This is a genomic window from Sphingobacterium sp. MYb388 (assembly GCF_037479535.1).
GTDB lineage: Bacteria > Bacteroidota > Bacteroidia > Sphingobacteriales > Sphingobacteriaceae > Sphingobacterium > Sphingobacterium anhuiense.
In genome coordinates this window covers 222,113-238,236 of the sequence record NZ_JBBGYV010000008.1, presented here as the reverse complement: position 1 = coordinate 238,236, position 16,124 = coordinate 222,113, and the positions used below count along the sequence as shown (strand labels likewise).

Genomic DNA, 16,124 nt, shown 5'->3' with positions numbered 1-16,124 from the left:
TTTTAAATTTATAATGCTGTTAAATTATGATGGTTAAGGTGTGTTTTTAAATTAAAAGATAAGCTGTTTTTGATTTCAGCTAAAGGAATTTTCAATAATGCCTTAAAATCCAGATCATAGAATTTTTGCATAGAATTTCCTTTTGCTAATGCTCTGAAGTACGTTTTTAGATATTCGGGATATATACAGGTCCCTATTCCAATCATGGCAAATTGGTATAAACTTATCTTTCCATTGCCAAGTAATAGATACTGCATAGCAACTTCGTCCTGTATTTCTGTGCCGCACTCTGTGATGACATGAAACACATCGTGATTCTCTAGTTTTGGGATAACATCAAAACCTTTCTCTTGATAGAATATACCTATATGATATCCCAAAGAGTCTTTCGGGAATTTTAGGAAATCTTCTTTACTGATTTTCCAAGCTGATTTATTTTGCTTAAATAACTCTGTGTAAATCTTTTGACTGGAGTTGTACAAAGCGAGCATTATGGTTAATCGTATTTTCATGTTTTTTATTTTAAAAGTACTTTGAAATTCAAAGTAAATGGATAAAAAAATTATTTGTATTGTTGTTTGATCAATTTTTCAAGAGCCTTTAAATGTTCTTCGAAAGCCCTTTCACCTTCGGTTGTTCTTCTATATCGTGTATTTGGCTTTCTGTCGACAAAGGTTTTAAAAACTTCGATGTATTTTTCCTTTTCCAATGTTTTCAAATTAGAAGCCAGATTTCCATCAGTGACATCCAGTATGGATTTTAATGAATTAAAATCATATTCGTCATTAGCCATCAATACGCTCATGATCTGTAAGCGGACTTTATTTTCAAATACTTTATTATACTGTGTTAAGTCTAAATTCACTATTCGTATTTTTTATGAACGATTACTCCATATATGATATGTAGAACTCCAAATCCCAATGCCAAAAAAATAATTCCATTACCTGGAAAAAGCAAAGCTAATAGTCCTAGTACAATTTCTAAAATTCCAAGACCTTTTATTTCACTAAATGTATAATGACTACCGGCTGTAAGTGCCAGACCGTAAAAAATCAATAGGATAGAGGATACCACCGCATAGTTTTCTTTAAAGATAGCTATGATGGCAAATAGGCCTCCAGTACAAAGCGGAACTGCCATTGCAAACAATAAAGCCCGGCTTGTGGTATTCCAAATATTTTGGCGATTAGCTTTAGCTTTTTTTATGGCCATAAAGACTCCCGTAAAGATAGAGGCTATTAAAACGAGAATAGCTGTCGTTAGAAGTTTCATGATAATCAATGGTTCATTGACATAATGATCCCGATAACCCATTTGACTATCAAAGCCATAAACTTCATAGTAGGCATATGCTGCTCCTAGTAGTGCATATGTACCAATAAGAACACTGGAAATCCCGCTAATGGAAATAAATTTGCTAGATTTTTCCATTAAATTCCGAATACTTGCTATTTCTTTTACTAAATCTTCTTGTTTCATAAAAGTACTTTGTTTTTCAAAGTAAATGAATAAGAATGAATTATGCAAATTTATTTTTTACCATAAAATATAAATTAGAAAATAATGAAAATTTATTGAGAAAAGACTTGCATCATATACGTTTCGTTTCTATCTTTGTGCCAACAAGAAATCCTAATGCGGAAGTGGCGTAATTGGTAGCCGCACCAGACTTAGGATCTGGCGTCGCAAGACGTGGGGGTTCGAGTCCCTTCTTCCGCACTTGAATGTCCTCCCGAAATTAAATCATCGGGAGGATTTTTTTTTATCAAAATAATGCGTAACGGTTTAGAAAGAGTATGAACATTTCACACGAAAAAGTTGACGCGATCAACGCAGTAATTACAGTTGATTTAGCGCCAGAAGATTATAACCCACAAGTAGACAAAGAAATCAAGGATCAAGCTAAAAAAGCTAAATTACCTGGATTCCGCCCTGGTTTAGTGCCTGCAGCACATATTAGACGTACTTATGGTAAATCAATTTTGTTGGATACAGTAAACAAAATTGTTAATGATAAAATTACAGCGTACATCGGCGAGAATAAATTAGAAGTTTTAGGTCAACCTCTTCCTATTGAAGAAACGGCTACATATAACTGGGACTATAAAGATAACTTCCAATTTAAGTATGAAATTGGTTTAGCTCCAGAATTTGTAAATCCTTTCACTAAAGAAGCTGAATTTACAGAATATGACATTAAGGCTGATGATGAAACTTTAGAATCACGTATTAAAAATTTACGTCGTAGCTATGGTAAAATGACTAACCCTGAAGTTTCTGAAGAAGGTGATGTTTTATACGCTACGTTGAAACAAGATAAAGAAGACGGTATTGAGAAAACAACTTCGGTACGTACTGATATTATCGAAGATGCAAAAATTAAAAAATCTTTAGTAGGTCTTAAACAAGATGATACGGTTAAGATTGATATTAAAAAAGCATTCAATGCTGAAGATATCTCCCGTATTTTAGGAATCACTCCTGAGGAGGTTGAAGCTTTGGACGTTACTAAATTTGAGTTAACGGTAAAAAATATCAACCGTTTAGAAGAGTCTGATTTAAATCAGGAGTTCTTCAATAAATTGTTTGCTGAAGGCGAAGTTACTGAAGAAGCTGAATTCAGAACAAAAGTAAAAGAAGAAGTTGAAAACTTATTCAAACAAAATTCTGACCAACGTTTACGTAATGATATGTATACTTTCGGTATGGAAAAAGTTGATGTAGCTTTTCCAGAAGAGTTTTTGAAAAGATGGTTAAAAGCAACGAACCCAAGTATCTCTGAAGAAGAGTTGAACGAAGGTTTTGCTGATTTCTTGAATAACTTGAAATGGACGATCATTGAGAACCGTGTTGTTACTGAAAATGGTCTTGAAGTTAAATATGATGAAGTAATCAATTTGGCAAAAGAGCGTATTTATGCGCAGATCAAAATGTACAACATCAATGAGGAGCCAAGTGATGAGCAATTATCGCAATATGCAATTCAAATGTTGCAAGATAGAGAGCAAGGAAACCGTTTGTTCGAAGAAGCAAAAGCACTTAAAGTGTTCGAATTCTTAAAAGAGCAAATTAAAATCAATAAAGAAGAGATCGAATATAGTGCATTCGAAAAATTAGCGTAAGCTATTCAACTTCTAATCATAGAAAAAGCCTTTCCATATTTTGGAAAGGCTTTTTTTAGGTGCAATTACTGGTTTCTAAGCTTGATATAATATGAAGTGAGCCTTAGATAAGAAAGTTTTAGTATGATTACACGAGCTTTTATATGACCTTCATGTTGTTTGCACCAAGATGGTCTATTTGTTTTTAATTGAATAAATTATTAAGCTGTTGAAGGGCTATTGCTATTTCGCTTTTTTCTTTTTTCCAAATGGAAACATCCGCGATAGAAATTCTGAAAAGGAATTGAACTCCTGACGGTATACTAAACCCACGGCACTCACATATTCCTCACCATTAGGATTGATAAGGAAATTCCGTGTATTTAGACGGTTAGACCCTCTTAGAAGTAAACGACCATCTTTACGAAGATAAAACAGGGCTTCTGCATCCGTAGTTACACGGTCCGAAAATACATTTAAATCCGTCAGCTGGTTGCTCCTGTTATCTGTGATTCCACCCGTCAAGATTAAACGATCATTAAAAAGTCTCAATGATGCTGAAGCATCATTTAAACTTTTAATATTGATGTCGAAAAAATTGATATTTAGAGATTCTGCAATGATATTATTTAATTGATTGAAAGCAATTTCAGTTCCGGCAGATAATAAGGTATTGTTGACTTCTTTACCGAAATCAGTCTGCGATCCTGGCGTAAAGCTTCTGCGAACGATTAAACTGAGGGCTTGCTGATTGATGTTGTTAACATCTGAAAGATAACCTTGAAGTTCATCTTTGACATATGGATCCTGAGGAAAGTTGAGATCAAAATTTATTTCGGGCTGACTCAATAAACCTTTTAGATTCATATCCGCTTGGGCAAGAATTCGTTGCGGATTGTCTGTTTGTCCTGCCGCATTATAAAGAGGGGACAGGGAAGTTCTTTGTTGGTAGATCGCAGTCAAATTAATGTTGGCTTCGGCGGGTTTACCAGCCCAGCGAATAGTTCCTCCTTCTTTAAGATCGAAGATCTTATTCAGATAATCCTGTGCTTTAAAATTGAATTTACCAGAACTGATGATATAATCGCCGAACATTCCAAAGTCACCTAGAGAGCTGATATTCATTGTGATATTTCCTGTTCCACGTCCAGATACACCACCTAAAGTAGTATATAAATTCATTTCTGCATTTGGACTTAAAGAAAGATCCATATTCATCGTGATACCATTGAAACTTTTTCTTTTTATCTGTTCGGAGGTAATTGCGCTATCTGGAGAAACGAAATAGATAAAATCGTTATCACTGATTGTCATCGAACTATTGAAGGGAATGTTAATAACTGTATTGTCTTCCGACTTAGCTTTGATATCGATATTGATAGCTGAGGTTAGACCTTTGAAGTTGAAATCACCACTGGCATATGCTGTTCCATAATAAAGATTGTTGTCCTTAAGCGTAGTGTTGAGCGTTAAAAAATTATTCGCTCTTACCTTAACATCAATAGTCGGATCGGAAAGCTTATTTAGATCGACCATACCATTGACAAGGGCTTCACTGTTTTTAGGATCAAGAATTTTAAAATTGTTGAGGAAAATACCATTTGATACTATAATGGCTTTATCAGTAAGATGGTAGGGAGTCCTTAAATAATTGATGATAAATGATGCATCGGTGAAATTAGCATTTCCACTTATTTTTGGCTTGTCGATATTTCCTTTGATATCAAGCTCACCATGGACTCTTCCTTGGAGATTTGAAACTAATGATTTCAAAAAAGGTTGGAAAAGGATAAGATCAGTATTCTTTAGGGAAGCCTTGAGATTTATTTTATCCTCCTCCTCTTTGATATTATAGGTGCCGGCAAGTGTAATGCTTTTGTTCCCATCATCGATTTTACTGTCTAAATGGACAATATTGGCATTTTGGTCGTAATTTGCCTTTAAGCTAAGCTGACCGATTGGAAGTTGATTATAAAGGATCGGATTTGTCTGTAGGTTAGCAATAAAATATGGGGACTTAAAAAGGGAATTGATTTCAAGATTACCATTCATTGCGCCTGACATAGTAATGCCAAGTGGCTTTGTAATACCATTTAAAGAACTTAGGTTAAAATCTTTGAATAAGATATTCAATTGGTCGCTTTCAGCATTAGACAATATCCCATTGAGCAGTACTTTTTGTTCATCATGCTGTAATGTCAAATCTTGCAAGAACCATTTCCCTTTGGAAACTTTAAGTTCTGAACCCTGGGTAAGTGACCATTGGTTTTTATTAATAATAATAGTTGATGGATCAAAACTGATAAATGCAGGCTTCTGGTGAGCAAAACGAATAACACCATTAAGATCAAGGTTATTACTAGCATCTAGTTCGGATAGTTTTATATTGAAACGTAAACTATCATTGGAAAGAATGTTAGCAATATTTACATTTTTAATATAGGTGCTATCCGTGAGATTTATACGGTCTGCTGAAGCTGATACAGACATGGATTCTGTATTGGAGATCTGATCTACAATAAGGTTAGAAATCTTTATGCCACTATATTTGAAAATGGGACTATATAAATTGAATTGTGCAGCGTTTTCCTCGCTTGAAAATTTAGCGTGCATAGTTGCTCCGCTATCGAGGCTGATTTCCTTTTTAAAGAAGGTCGCGATGGGTTCAAATGATTTGATTTGAAGATCCAGTTCAAAGTTTTGATTATTGTACAGCTCTGTTTCAAAACCAATTGCAGGTGCATAGCGCATGGCAAGCATTTTAAAATAAGGAACAATTGTTTTTAGATCAATCTGTCCAATAAGCGACGCAACAACAACATCGGAAGATACCGTCAGTAATCGGTTGATTTCATCTCCGGACGCTTGGAATACAACTTCTTTGATATCAAATGTACCTTTTTTTGTACTGAAATTGATGTTGTTTGCTTTCAGATCGCCGACAAGATTATTGATGTTTGATCCTTTTAAATTAGTTTCTATCGTTGTGTTGTGAACAATTATACTATCTTGCTGTGAAAGATGAAGTGCATATAAATTGGTTTCATGAATACCTGCTACTAGATTGTATAGAACGGGGGCATCTGACCAGTCCACATCTGTTTGAAAGTCTATACTTGCATTTGGGTCTTTAATGGAACCAGATCCTTTAAATTTTTCTTCAGCTATAATTCCCGATATTGGAATCTGTTGATAGGTATAATTTCTGAAATTAAAATTTTCTAAATTACCATTTAGATCTATTGAAAGTGTTTTTGATGAACTTCCTTTACCTTTTAAATTGAAGTTAAACCCTGTTGTTTTTAAAAGGCTATTGTTCAAAAATCTTCCTATATTAAAAGATTTCGATTCGTAAAGACCAGAAAATTGTGTTTCATTTTGAAAGTTTAAAGATGACTTGGTGCGAAGCGCTCCTAACTCTGTTTTTAATTCTCCATCAATATGAAAATTATTATAAAGCCCATGCAAATCTCCCTGGTACGAAACTGTATTTAATATTTTTACGATTTCTGGAAGTTTAAAATTCTTGTTATTGCTCAGTTTTGGAAGAATAACCTGCAGGTCAGCGTAGGTTGATTGTAATGATAGGTCTGTTAATTTAAAATCTGTTTGATCAATATCTGGTAAGCCAATTATTTTAACGTTGCCTTTTAATTTAGTTGCTTTTTCCGCTTCAATCTGTATATTTTTTGCATCAATATGATTTACGCTACCTTGCGCTGTGGCCTGCTTTATTTTTAAATCAAATTTGACCCGGTGCATTGATGAAGAAAAGAAGGCAATATCTTCTGAATTTAAAATAGAATTTTTGATTCTTAGGCTTACATTCACCCGATTGTTAAAATCAGAAAAGTCATCAAAACTATTAAACTCTAATTTGACAAAGTCTTTTATCGTTGATTTATTCGTGATCAATAAAAGCTTATCCAATTGAATTCTCTTGTTGCTCACAAATGCTTTTGCAACTAATCCTTTAACCTCCAATCCTTTTTTTTCCCGAAGATTTAATTGCTTAATGTCAACTTGTATGGATTTGTCCGTAAGTTTTATATTTCGAAAGTCGGCATTTAATTGTTTAATGTCTAGGTCGCCAAAATCCACAACTTTCGCATAATGTTTCTTGGTATGATCAAGATAGCGAAACTGATTATTTATTAATTTCAGTTGTTTTAAATCGAAATTTAAATTTTTACTGACTTTCTTTTCCTTTTTCTTTGGTGGAGTAAAGTACTGCAATAAAAACTGAATGTTTGAGCTGTCTTTATAAGCCTGATAATAAGCTGTGGTATTTTCTAGTGTAAGTTTATTGATAACAATTTTTTTGTCATCCCAGTATTGATTTAGATCTACCGATGCATTTAGCTTTTCAGCTATCAAAATCGTATCACCATTTGGACTGTATAATTCAAACCCTTCTAGAACCAAAGAACGAAAGGGTTTAAAATATATTTTTTTTAGAGCGATTTTTGTATTTAATTCTTTGGAGAGGTAAGAAACTGCTCGCTTGGCAATAAAATTCTGAACGGGCTCTAATTGTAACGATAGTAGCAATACTCCTAGCAAAACGAGTATGCTAGCCAGTGTAATCAGTGCTATTTTAATTATTTTTTTGATACTTTTGTACAATTATTAATTACCCCAAAGCTATGGCTGTTATTTTAGGTATTGAATCATCTTGCGATGAAACATCTGCTTCAATTTGTATCGACGGTGAAATATTTTCTAATGTTATTGCTACTCAGGCGATTCATGCTAAGTATGGGGGTGTTGTACCCGAACTAGCATCGCGTGCGCATCAACAAAATATTATTCCTACAGTAGAAGAAGCCATTCGCATTGCAAAAATACATAAAAATCAAATAGATGCAGTAGCTTTTACACGTGGTCCGGGATTATTAGGCGCATTGTTGGTTGGAACTTCATTTGCAAAGTCTTTTGCTCTTGCTCGTAATATCCCCTTGATAGATGTCAATCACATGCAGGCTCATATATTAGCGCATTTTATTGAAGATCCTAAACCTACTTTCCCGTTTTTATGTCTTACTGTATCTGGGGGACATACACAAATTGTGTTGGTGAAAGATTATTTCGAAATGGAAATTTTAGGGCAGACATTAGATGATGCCGCCGGCGAGGCGTTTGACAAAACAGCAAAAATTCTGAATTTACCATACCCGGGCGGGCCGTTAATCGATAAACATGCACAAAATGGTAACCCAGATGCCTATAAACTTCCTGAACCGCAAATACAAGGTTTAGATTTTAGTTTTTCGGGTTTGAAGACGGCCATTCTTTATATGGTGCAAAAGGAGGAAAAAGCGGATCCCGATTTTTTGAAAAATCATATGGATGATGTTTGCGCTTCAGTTCAATCGCGTATCGTATCGATATTGCTCAATAAACTTAAAAAGGCAGCCAAAGAAACTGGAGTAAAAGATATTGCAATTGCTGGTGGAGTTTCGGCAAATTCAGGTTTAAGAAGAGAATTGCTAGCAATGGGAGAACGGAATAAATGGAATGTATTTATTCCGAAGTTTGAGTACTGTACTGATAATGCGGCTATGATTGCAATAGCGGGATATCAAAAATATTTAATTAAAGATTTTGTCGGACAGGATGTCGGTCCACTGGCACGTATGCCTATGTAGTACATGGATCCCGATCATAAAAAAAAGACTAGTTGTTTAACTAGTCTTTTTTTGTTTCTACAATGGGGCACTATAACCGTATGCTTCAGCAATGTTTTTAAAAACTCCATCTACTGATTTGTAAAAATTGAGATTATAACCCTCTGCTCCCCAAAATGCGGTTGCTATTTTGATGGATTTATCGGATTGAAAAATAGATAATACTTGTAGATTTTCAAAATCAAATACGCCGCCGTCATCTACTCGCCAAGTACTCATTTCATCATATTTTGCAGGAAAATCTAACGTGATCAGCTGATCATCATGCAGATAAGATAGTACAGCAAGTGCTGAATCATTTTTAACCTCAAATAATGTTATATTAATCTGAGCTTTATTATTAAGTTCTGCTACTATTGAACTTTGGGAGATCTTTCGATTATACTGCTTCGCTATTTTTAACTTTATCTGTTCATCTGTCGCTTTGTCCATCTTCTTGAATGGTAGAATTTGATTTTGATCAATGAATTTTTGATTCACTATTAAAGCAAAATCACCCTCTTTTATTTGCTCCTTTATACTGAAAAAAGTACCACCATTATTCGAGAAATTGTTGCTTGTTTGTCGACCATTAGAGGATTCACTTTCAGATTTAGTACCTGAAAAATCAATAGAAGTGATTTTGTTTTCAATAATAGCATGTGTTGCCACCTCAGGTTTAATTTTTTCGTCTTCAACAGCCAAACTAACTAAAGAATCTTTTTTTTCATTTAAAAAAGCAAAACCTACAAAGGCTTCAGCCTTGTCTGTTTTGAGATTGCTTTCTTTTTTTTCTTGCTTGATTTGTTTTGGTTTTTCGTTCATGCAACTTATTAATAATGAAGAAGCTATGATGGCCGATAAGAATGTTGTAAAGTTTTTAACCATTTTCTATTTTATGGATTGATTTGTTCTCTATGGTTTAAAAATACGGGAAATTTTATAAATGAAAAATTTTCTTTTATGGAATTTTAATTACTGTGCATCATATGTTAAAATGTAAACTTAATTTTTAAAGCTATGCTAAACTCCAAATTGAATATTTACAAATCGGAATGGTTAGAGGTCGTTTTTGCAGGACGTAACCAATCTTATGGCGCTTTTGAATTGCGTAATTTATCGAATAAGGCAACGAACTGGTCGGTCGTAATTGTTTTAAGTGCAGTTGCTTTAATCGTGCTAAGTAGTAGCATATACAAAACATATTTCAAATCAGAAGCGCCAATTATAAATGAACGAATAACAGTTGTCGATTTACCTCCCCAGGTTGAACAGAAGGAAAAAGAGGAGGAAGACAAAATTGTAGAACCTATTCCTATTGAAAAAGAAGCACCACAACAGGTTGCTATAGATTTACCAAAGGAGGAAGTAATTCGTTTCGTTGAACCTAAAGTTGCTCCTCAAAGTATGGTAAAAGAAGATGTGGTGACGCAAGATGAACTAAACAAAACCAATAAATTGGCGGGACGCTTGAGTTTGAAGGCAAATCCTAATGGAACATCTATTGCAAGAGGTGAGTTTGGTACAGTAAAACGGGATGGTGGAATAACCGGCACTAACAAAGATGGTGCATTACATGGAGATCCAGATGCTATTGTTGGGTTTGAGCATATAGAAATTCAGCCAAGACCGCAGGGTGGGATGGAAGCTTTTATGAAATGGGTAGGCGAAAATTATCAGTATCCTGAAGCCGCTTTACAACAAGGTGTTAGTGGAATTGTTGAGGTTTCATTTGTAATAGAGAAAGACGGTACACTAACAGATATCCATGTAAAGCGTGATGTTTCCCATGGAACAGGGAAAGCTGCTGTTGAATTGCTTGTCAAAGCAAAAAAATGGAAACCAGGAGTTCAAAACGGTCGTCCGGTTCGGGTAGCCTATACATTGCCTATTCGGTTAAATACAGTCTCTCAATAAATATATTACTATTAGGGTTTAACTTTATTTAACAGTGGACGATTTAAACTTTAGGTAGTTTTCAACATCTTATTAACAAATGTCTGTAAACTCATCAATTAAAAATGGAGTAGACAAAGTTGTTAATAGTATTAAATAGAAAATATCATGAAAAAGTTAATGTTAAGTTTGTTGCTATCTGGAGCAATGTTTGCGGGTTTTGCACAAGAAAAAGCTAATATTAAAGAAAACGCAAACCATGATGGTCACCGTTCTGGAAAACGAGAATTTAAGTTAGATAAAAAATCAGCAGAAGAAATTGCGCAATTGCGTACGGATCGTATAGATCAGAAATTAAAATTTACGGATAAGCAGCGTAAGGAAATCTATTCATTGCAATTGGATCAAGCGAAAAAGGATAAAAAGAACTTTGCGGATCGTAAAGCTGCTATGGAACAGATGAAGAAGGATCGCATGGCTCAACGTGAAAAGTTGATGAAAAATCTAAATCCTGATCAACAAAAACTGTATAAAGAGTCATTTGCTGAAAATCATAAACAGCACCGCATGCGTAAATCTGAAGATCGTCCAATGCGTCGTGATCGTTTGGACAGAAATAATAAAGGTGAAAAAAATAGTATAGAGGTTAAAAAAGATATAACCGAAAAAAATAGTTAGTCTGTTTTAATGGTTTGGTTTTAATTGGTTTTTGGTAAAAAAGGTCCGTTCGTAAGAGCGGACCTTTTTTTATTTAACAAATCTTCTTGTTATGGAATTGGTGTCAAATAGCTTAGTCACTAGGTAACTTAAGACAAAACTAATAACGGCGATGAGAATTATTTTTAGACCAGCAGGTAGATATGGAATTTTGAAAAACAAATCGGATATACCCTGTACAATTATAAAGTGCGAAAGGAATATCCCAAATGTTGCAAGAGACCAATCTTTTAATGCTTTTGATTCACGCACCTTCAATCTTTGAAAAATAATAAATACTGAAAAAGTCATCATCGCGACGTTTATGGAGCAGAAATACCACACGATCTCTAAATTAGCATAGTTGGCAGGAAAATATTTTTGTGTAATTAGGAAACCTGAAAAAGTAATAACAAATCCGATCAAAAAGAGCGGAACAGCGATTGATAATGTTTTGTTCCAAGACCAATTTAAAGGGAATTTTACTAAATAGTAGGCGAGAATGATGTAGCCGATAAAACCAGAAAAATAATAAAAAGTTCCAAACTCATTCCAGGTACAGACTCCCCAAATACCCGTATTGCCGTAGTTGCCGTTGTAACCTAATAGTGGAGCAGCCATTTTAATGTAGGGCAAAACTAAGGTTACAATCCAAAAGCCTAAAAAGATCTGTATGTCTTTTTTCGAAGCGCGATCTAACCATGAACCAAATATGGGTATGATTAAATAAATGCCAATGAGCATGTAAATGTACCAAAGGGGTGTTGTATCGTAATTGAAATTAAAAATTGAGGTAATTATTTTCGTCATAGTTCCTTCTACAGTGTATTTTTCAATTGAAATCAACCCATTTGGGCTTTTTTGAATAAAATAGGCGTATAATGCAAATGCTACTGGAAGTGCAATGGACCAAAATAATAATGGAATAATGATGCGCCCGATACGTTTTTTATAAAATGTAGCGAGGTCGGTCTTAATCGGAAATAATAAAATACCGGACATCATGGCAAATAAAGGAACGCATGGTCGCACAAGACTTCCTATGAATACTGCTGTATGAAAAGAAAAGCTATTATCAAAAGAAGCGACAAATGCATCGCAGCTATGGCAGAGTACGACTAAAAAGCAAGCGAAGATTCTTAAAAAATCAATCCAGGGAATGTAAGTTCTTTTTGTTTGTAAATCCATAAATAAATTAGGTTTTTATTGATGGAGCTAAGCTAGGAAAAAAAATAGCAATTGATTTCAAATCAATTGCTACAATCTTGTTAATCTTTATTTTTTTGTTGCTCTTTCCACTGTTTGGAAAATGATTTGTCTGCGATTTTTGGTAATTGTCGATTATTTCCCCATGTTTTTTTGAAAAATTTACTAATAAAGAAGTTCTTGATCTTTCCGCCGAATAAATCGATCAGCTTTCTCCTTTGTATTAAGTAAGTAAATCCTTTCCATGCTTTTTTCTCGATTGCTGGTGATAGATCCTCTGCTACGGAATCTCTACGGTTTAGCAACAGCATACGTTGAATATCGATACCAACCGGACATACTTCTGTACATTTACCGCAAAGCGATGAAGCATAGCTTAAGTGTTTAAACTCTTTCATGCCACTGAGGTGTGGAGATATGAGTGAACCGATTGGACCTTGATAAGTCGTTTCATAAGTGTGTCCACCAATATTTTGATAGATAGGGCATACATTCAGACATGCTCCGCATCGGATACAATAAAGGCCCTGACGTTGGTCTTTTTGCGCTAATAGATTGGTTCGTCCATTATCCAGTAAGACGACATACATCTCTTCTGGACCATCAGATTCATAAGCTTGTCTTGGGCCGCTCAGTAGTGTATTATAAACTGTTAAATTTTGACCTGTTCCATGAGTGGCAAGCAAAGGCCAGAATAAATCAAGGTCATTGATCGATGGTAATATTTTTTCAATACCTACAATAGCAATGTGAATTTTTGGGAAAGCTGTTGTTAGACGGGCATTTCCTTCATTTTCTGTAATGGCAATACTACCGGTGTCTGCTATTAAAAAGTTTGCTCCGGAAATACCGATATCAGCAGTTTTATATTTTTCACGTAAAAGTTCACGTGCTTTCATTGTCAATTCTTCAGCTGTTGCTTCGAGCGGAGTGCCAAATCTTTCGTTGAATAATTGCGCTATATCTGCAAGACTTAAATGCATCGCCGGTGTAACGATGTGGTAAGGTTTTTGATCCAATAATTGAATTATAAATTCACCGAGATCACTTTCTAATGCCTCTATTCCTTTATTTTCTAGAAAATGATTGAGTTCAATTTCTTCAGAAGCCATGGATTTGGATTTGATAACAGTTTTTGCATTATTTCGTTCCATGATCTTCCAGATTTCCTGACGCGCTTCTTCTGCGTTATTGGCCCAGATTACTTTACCTCCTCGTGCTATAAATTTGCTTTCAAATTCGAGTAGATATTTATCTAAATTTTCAATAGCTCTCCATTTTGTTAGATTGGCTTCTAAACGGGAGTTCTCCAGATTTACAAATTTACTCTTCCCTTTTTCGAAAGCAATAGTATACTTGTCGATATTATAGTTAATAATATCGCGATGTTTACTGTCGAAAGATTTTGTCGCACTTTCTTTTAAAAATTTATCTGCAGAGCTTACTGACATCTAATTCTTTTAATTTTACAAAAAAAGTTGGTAATAAATTACCAACTTTTAAAGATAACGCTTATAAATTATTTATCGCATGATGCGATCAAATTATTTAAGTTTTAAATTCAAATTTAAGCTCAATTCGTTCAATTGATCCTGATGGATAGTTGAAGGAGCATCGATCATCACATCTCTTCCTGAATTGTTTTTAGGGAAAGCAATGACGTCACGAATAGAGTCTATTCCAGCTAATAATGCAACTAAACGATCAAATCCAAATGCTAATCCACCATGCGGAGGAGCACCGTAAGTAAATGCTTCCATTAAGAAACCAAATTGTTTTTGTGCCTCTTCGGGTGTGAACCCTAAATGTTTGAACATCAAAGATTGCAATTCACGATCGTGGATACGAATCGAACCACCACCTACTTCAGTACCGTTGAGTACAAAATCGTACGCATTTGCTCTAACTTCACCAGGATTAGTATCCAATAATGCAATATCCTCCGGTTTTGGAGAAGTAAAAGGATGGTGCATCGCATGGTAACGTTCAGATTCTTCATCCCACTCTAATAGTGGAAAATCAAGTACCCAAAGTGGTGCAAATTTGTTTTTATCACGAAGACCCAATTGATTGGCCACTTCAAGACGAAGTTCATTTAATTGTTTACGTACTTTATCCTTTGGACCGGCCATGATTAGGAATAAGTCACCAGGTTTAGCATTAAATAATTTTGCAAATTCTAATAATTGCTCAGGTGTATAAAACTTGTCAACGGAAGATTTTACCGTACCGTCTTCATTGTAGCGCGCATATACAAGACCTGTTGCACCAACTTGAGGACGTTTTACAAAATCGGTCAATGCATCGAGCTGTTTACGAGTATAGTATGCACAATTTTCTGCGTTAATACCAACTACTAATTCAGCTGCATCAAACACAGGGAAGCCTTTGTCTTTTGCAACTTCATTTAATTCTACGAATTGCATACCGAATCGGATATCTGGTTTATCAGAACCGTATAAACGCATCGCATCGGCGTACGTCATACGAGGTACTTCTCCCAAATCAATATTCTTGATTTTTTTGAAAATATGCTTTGCTAAACCTTCAAATATATTTAAAACATCTTCTTGCTCTACGAATGACATTTCGCAGTCAATCTGTGTAAATTCGGGTTGACGGTCTGCACGTAGATCCTCGTCGCGGAAACATTTTACAATTTGAAAATACCGGTCGAAACCAGATACCATCAATAATTGCTTGAATGTTTGTGGCGATTGTGGTAAGGCATAGAATTCTCCTGCATTCATACGAGAGGGAACAACAAAATCACGAGCACCTTCCGGTGTTGATTTGATCAATACAGGGGTTTCAACTTCTAAAAAGTTTTGCTCGTCAAGAAAACGACGAACTTCCTGAGCTGTTTTGTGACGTAAAATTAAGTTTTCACGAACTGGGTTACGACGTAAGTCTAAGTATCTGAATTTCATTCTGATGTCTTCCCCGCCGTCGGTTTCATCTTCGATGGTAAATGGTGGCGTTTTCGCCGAATTTAATATTTCTAAAGAAGAAACTTTGATTTCAATTTCTCCAGTTGGAATTTTTAGATTTTTACTCGAACGTTCGATAACTGTTCCAGTTACTTTAATCACATATTCACGGCCTAGTTCACGTGCGCTAGCGCGTAAAGAATCGTCGTCATCCGAATTAAAAGTTAATTGTGTAATGCCATAGCGATCTCTTACATCTATGAAAGTCATTCCGCCTAAATCGCGAGATTTTTGAACCCAACCGCTAAGTGTTACTGTTTTACCTAAGTCAGCTATTGTTAATTCTCCGCACGTGTTTGTTCTATGCATACGCTAAATTTTAATTTTACTACAAAATTATCTGTTTTTAGGGAGAATAACGAATGGCAATTTTGTTTTTTGAAAGAAACTCCATTACACTTTTGGAAGCTGCTATTATTTCCATGGTAAATTAAATTTTTCATTCTTAGAATTGGTGAATTTTGAAACTAGTTGGTGTATTTTAAGGATGAATTTTAATGTTTTTATTTAACTGTTTTTTTATCCCACATTCTCCCATTTTTGAGTCATTTTTTGTAAAAAATATG

General features: G+C 34.8%; 12 protein-coding genes and 1 tRNA gene. 5 read left to right on the top strand and 8 right to left on the bottom strand.

The window, feature by feature from the left end:
- Positions 1 to 8: 8 nt before the first annotated feature.
- Genes WH188_RS21485 through WH188_RS21475 form a run of 3 tightly spaced genes read right to left on the bottom strand, consistent with a single transcriptional unit; the run spans position 9 to position 1,482 of the window.
- Positions 9 to 512: a Coq4 family protein gene (locus WH188_RS21485; RefSeq protein WP_132772124.1), complete on the bottom strand. Its 504-nt coding sequence runs from the start codon at positions 510 to 512 to the stop codon at positions 9 to 11.
- A gap of 50 nt (positions 513 to 562) precedes the next feature.
- Entirely contained in the window at positions 563 to 865 is a 303-nt protein-coding gene (locus tag WH188_RS21480) for a winged helix-turn-helix domain-containing protein (RefSeq protein ID WP_021189616.1), read from the bottom strand.
- A complete protein-coding gene (locus tag WH188_RS21475; protein ID WP_339424637.1) occupies positions 865 to 1,482 on the bottom strand; it encodes a hypothetical protein in 618 nt (205 codons plus the stop codon). The genes WH188_RS21480 and WH188_RS21475 overlap by 1 nt, the downstream gene beginning before the upstream one ends.
- A 158-nt stretch (positions 1,483 to 1,640) precedes the next feature.
- Here WH188_RS21475 and WH188_RS21470 point away from each other — a divergent pair.
- Both WH188_RS21470 and WH188_RS21465 read left to right on the top strand, forming a co-directional pair.
- Positions 1,641 to 1,722: transfer RNA gene (locus WH188_RS21470), tRNA-Leu, on the top strand.
- Positions 1,723 to 1,799: 77 nt separating this feature from the next.
- Complete coding sequence (locus WH188_RS21465; protein ID WP_132772126.1) at positions 1,800 to 3,125, top strand: trigger factor; 1,326 nt, start codon at positions 1,800 to 1,802, stop codon at positions 3,123 to 3,125.
- 222 nt (positions 3,126 to 3,347) lie between these two features.
- Here WH188_RS21465 and WH188_RS21460 read toward each other — a convergent pair whose 3' ends face one another.
- Positions 3,348 to 7,730: a translocation/assembly module TamB domain-containing protein gene (locus WH188_RS21460; protein WP_206368696.1), complete on the bottom strand. Its 4,383-nt coding sequence runs from the start codon at positions 7,728 to 7,730 to the stop codon at positions 3,348 to 3,350.
- Between the two features lie 20 nt (positions 7,731 to 7,750).
- On the opposite strand from WH188_RS21460, the gene tsaD reads away from it, so the two are divergent.
- Positions 7,751 to 8,752, top strand: a complete 1,002-nt coding sequence (gene tsaD / locus WH188_RS21455; protein ID WP_168128349.1) for a tRNA (adenosine(37)-N6)-threonylcarbamoyltransferase complex transferase subunit TsaD — start codon at positions 7,751 to 7,753, stop codon at positions 8,750 to 8,752.
- A gap of 57 nt (positions 8,753 to 8,809) precedes the next feature.
- Here the strand turns inward: tsaD and WH188_RS21450 are convergent, their stop codons facing one another.
- Entirely contained in the window at positions 8,810 to 9,595 is a 786-nt protein-coding gene (locus WH188_RS21450; protein WP_132772129.1) for a hypothetical protein, read from the bottom strand.
- Positions 9,596 to 9,790: 195 nt separating this feature from the next.
- On the opposite strand from WH188_RS21450, the gene WH188_RS21445 reads away from it, so the two are divergent.
- Both WH188_RS21445 and WH188_RS21440 read left to right on the top strand, forming a co-directional pair.
- Positions 9,791 to 10,687 (top strand): energy transducer TonB, encoded by an 897-nt coding sequence (locus WH188_RS21445; protein ID WP_168128350.1) that lies wholly within the window; start codon positions 9,791 to 9,793, stop codon positions 10,685 to 10,687.
- 147 nt (positions 10,688 to 10,834) lie between these two features.
- Positions 10,835 to 11,344: a hypothetical protein gene (locus tag WH188_RS21440; protein ID WP_168128351.1), complete on the top strand. Its 510-nt coding sequence runs from the start codon at positions 10,835 to 10,837 to the stop codon at positions 11,342 to 11,344.
- A gap of 69 nt (positions 11,345 to 11,413) precedes the next feature.
- Here WH188_RS21440 and WH188_RS21435 read toward each other — a convergent pair whose 3' ends face one another.
- The 3 genes from WH188_RS21435 to aspS form a co-directional block, all read right to left on the bottom strand.
- Positions 11,414 to 12,550, bottom strand: a complete 1,137-nt coding sequence (locus WH188_RS21435; RefSeq protein WP_168128352.1) for an acyltransferase — start codon at positions 12,548 to 12,550, stop codon at positions 11,414 to 11,416.
- An 80-nt stretch (positions 12,551 to 12,630) separates the two neighbouring features.
- Positions 12,631 to 14,019: a LutB/LldF family L-lactate oxidation iron-sulfur protein gene (locus WH188_RS21430; RefSeq protein ID WP_168128353.1), complete on the bottom strand. Its 1,389-nt coding sequence runs from the start codon at positions 14,017 to 14,019 to the stop codon at positions 12,631 to 12,633.
- Between the two features lie 93 nt (positions 14,020 to 14,112).
- Positions 14,113 to 15,867, bottom strand: a complete 1,755-nt coding sequence (gene aspS, locus WH188_RS21425; protein ID WP_168128354.1) for an aspartate--tRNA ligase — start codon at positions 15,865 to 15,867, stop codon at positions 14,113 to 14,115.
- Between the last annotated feature and the right edge of the window lie 257 nt (positions 15,868 to 16,124).